The following is a 2,187-nucleotide window of genomic DNA, read 5'->3' on the forward strand; positions in this document are numbered from 1 at the left end:
TTCTCAAATTCCGCCGCGACTTCGCGAATGATATGAATACTCTCGGCTTCTAATGCTTTAAGATGAGTTAAATTATAATTTTCCATTTAGTCTTCAGCTCTTAGTTCGTTATATCGTAATAGAATATAAAACAATGTCAGACTAACTGATTAAACTAATCTCGACTAGTAATAACGCTATAACATTATGCTACTTTTAATAACTTCAAATTCTAAGCTAGCAACACAGAACTGCGCGACTGAAATGAAGTAATGAATCAAATAAGCACAAGCTGAGGATACTAGAAAGAGTTAAAACCACGGTTCTGAGTCGCTGGTTATGCTACCGGAAACAGTTTCAAGCTAATGCAGTCATCTACCAGATTCTTAAAGCGCAAGCTAAAGCCTATTTCAGACAGTCTTACTAAACATTCTAAATAGTGGGCCGAGGCATTTAAGCCTAAAGCCAAACCAGGTTGAGCTTGGTTGAAAGGAGTGGGAACATCTAACAGGCCGGCGTTAGCAAAAGTAACACAATCATCCTTAATCACTCCGTATAAGCAGCCCACAGGGGCACGAAGATCAGCGGCATGCATAATTTTATTTAAAGTGCTCAAGGCTTGGCTTGGCTGTAAAGAAGAGGAGTCGTTCAGTGATAAGCGGTTCCACATATCTTGAAAAAAGCCGTTAATAATCACTGCTGCAATCACCCCTTCATCGCCCATCAAACAAATATCAACCACGAGAAACGCTACATGGTTATCATCGATTTGTTTAAGAATAGGAAACAAAGTATGCCCTTTTAGGCGGTAGTGGCAGAAATAACCCATTAACTCTTGGGTAGCCTCGGGCATAATTTCGTGTAGCACTAGGCTGGCTTGCACATCATTGGCTTTAAAATGGGCTTTATGTTCGGAAAATTCACTAAACTCCATTTGCAAGCTGTGCTCTTCTACCATCGAGAGATTAGTTAAAATGGTATTGGTAATTTCGTTAAAATCAGTGATGGGTTTAACCAAAAAGTCACTGGCCCCAAGGGCCATTACTTGCCGCAGATCAGCCATAGTGCTTTTACCGGAAATTACTACCACAGTGCCGGAAAAATGAGCGAGATTTTCCAGTAATTCCACACCGCCCATTTTAGGCATGATTAAGTCCATGAGAATGATGTCGTAATGTTGCTGGCTTATTGCCTCTAAGGCAGCTTTACCATCACCCACGGCCCCAACCATAGCGCCTTGTTGAGTTAAAAATGCAAGCAATTGCTGACGAAAAACCACTTCGTCTTCTACTACTAATATGGAAACTCCATGTAATAAATGGTCGTCCCGCTGCTGCATTTCCGGCAAAATCCTTTACTTATTAATGAATTAATTAATGTCTAATGGTCCAATCTCTTGAATATATAAGTAAAACCAGCGGAACGCCAGTTTAACAAATAAAATTGAACACACTAAAAGGTGAACAAAATAGCAACAACAAGATAATCAGAAAGGTGAAATTAACAAGGCTATGCTTCAATAACTGCATAGCCTATCCAAAAGCATAGCTCAGCTTAGTTAATATGCTTCAATTTCGTCCAAATAATCTTCTAATGCCGAATCGATATCGTCTTGTGATTGAGTCGGAGGCTTACCGTTATAGAAGCGGTATAAACGGTATTGCATGTAGGCTTCTTTAATGAAAGTGTAGCTATCTAAGGAGTTATCCAACAGGGGTTCTTGTTCAATAACCGAGGAACGCTTATAAAGGCCATCTAAGCCCCATTTTAGTGTCTGTTCAGCAAAACTAAGATTGTTTAGTGGAGAAGCGAAGGCATCAACCCAGTCCCCCACTTCTTTGCGAATCGTACTCGGGCCAAGCACTGGCAACATAATATAGGGACCCTCTGGCACCCCATAAAAACCTAGCACATCACCAAACTCTTCAATGTCACGTTGAACACCAGATTTACCCATTAAATCAAAAATACCAAACAGGCCAAAACTAGAGTTAAACAAGAAACGTAATAAATTGTTGGATGCGCGCTCTACCTTACCTTGCAATAGGTGGTTGGCAAAACTGGCGGGTTCTTCTAGGTTACGAATCACATTATTTAGGGCTTCGCGAAGCCCAAAAGGCACGTACTTGGCGTATCCGTGCGTAGCAGGACGATAAATAGGTTTGTCTAAATAATGATAATTAAAGTTCCACATTCGACGGTTAAAAC

Annotated in this window: 2 protein-coding genes; both read right to left on the reverse strand. The window is 40.6% G+C overall.

Annotated elements, in window-relative coordinates; genetic code table 11:
* Window positions 1–316: 316 nt before the first annotated feature.
* Window positions 317–1,318 carry a response regulator gene (locus ACQY6Q_RS08365; protein ID WP_427980127.1) on the reverse strand — a complete coding sequence of 334 codons (1,002 nt, stop codon included), beginning with the start codon at window positions 1,316–1,318 and terminating at the stop codon, window positions 317–319.
* A gap of 219 nt (window positions 1,319–1,537) precedes the next feature.
* A partial coding sequence (locus tag ACQY6Q_RS08370; protein WP_427980129.1) for an MlaA family lipoprotein occupies window positions 1,538–2,187 on the reverse strand: 650 nt, incomplete at its 5' end.

The sequence above is a fragment of the Agarivorans sp. genome, from assembly GCF_050295395.1.
Classification (GTDB): Bacteria; Pseudomonadota; Gammaproteobacteria; order Enterobacterales; family Celerinatantimonadaceae; genus Agarivorans.